This is a genomic window from Oleiphilus sp. HI0061 (assembly GCF_001635675.1).
Genome location: NZ_LWFE01001844.1, coordinates 1 through 799 on the forward strand (window position 1 = coordinate 1; position 799 = coordinate 799).

Sequence of the window (799 nt, forward strand, 5' to 3'; positions counted from 1 at the left end):
CTTTTTCAAAAACCCGATCGTTACGGCGAAACAAGAAGAGAGCATAAGGAAGAAGTTTCCAGGACTTGTGAGTTATCAGCTTGAGACTGGGGAATTTAAATTGGCGGCAGGCTGGTTGATCGACCAGGCCGGTTGGAAAGGGAAGCGGCAAGGGCCTGTAGGCGTACATGCCAAGCAAGCTCTTGTTCTTGTCAATCACGATGGCGGCAATCAGGCAGATATACTTACCTTGGCGCAAGATATTAGAGCTTCAATTGCTTCAATTTTTTCCGTTGCCTTGGAAGTGGAGCCAAAAATAGTCTCATCCTTGAGTTCATAAGGTTGTAGTTCCTATTTCTGTAGTCGCTGGTCAGTTTCTAGTAAGGTTTTAACTAATCCGGTTAAGCGATCGACCGTTTCTTGATTTACTAATTTCCCTTCTTCGTTGAATGCTTCGTAAGCAGCTCCAATAGCTAGTTGTTGAGGAATAACTAAACTCCCCAAATTTGTCATGACTTCTCTTAGTTGTCCTAGTCCTCTTAAGCCACCTAGGCTGCCTGGGCTGGCAGCAGTTAGTGCGACAGTAAATCTGTTAAATGGTGGTTGATAGACATTGGAGTCACTATTGTCAGGGCGTGATAACCAGTCCAGTGTATTCTTCAGTGCGGCGCTAAATGATCCGTTGTACTCTGGGCTCGCGATTAAAATGCTTGTTGGTGATGAAAATATGCGCCTTAAGTCGTTCAGTGAAGCGGGCGTTTCAGTGTTTTCAATATCTTCATTAAACAACGGCAAAGGGTAGTCTGCTAAGTTAATGTTG

Annotated in this window: 1 protein-coding gene and 1 pseudogene; one reads left to right on the forward strand and one right to left on the reverse strand. The window is 44.4% G+C overall.

Translation table 11 applies throughout. The annotated features are described in order from the left end of the window. Positions 1-319: pseudogene (locus A3735_RS28110) on the forward strand (UDP-N-acetylenolpyruvoylglucosamine reductase); the annotation flags it as partial. Between the two features lie 11 nt (positions 320-330). Here the strand turns inward: A3735_RS28110 and A3735_RS28115 are convergent. Next, positions 331-799: NADPH-dependent FMN reductase (locus tag A3735_RS28115; protein ID WP_197486115.1), on the reverse strand; the 469-nt coding region annotated here is incomplete at its 5' end.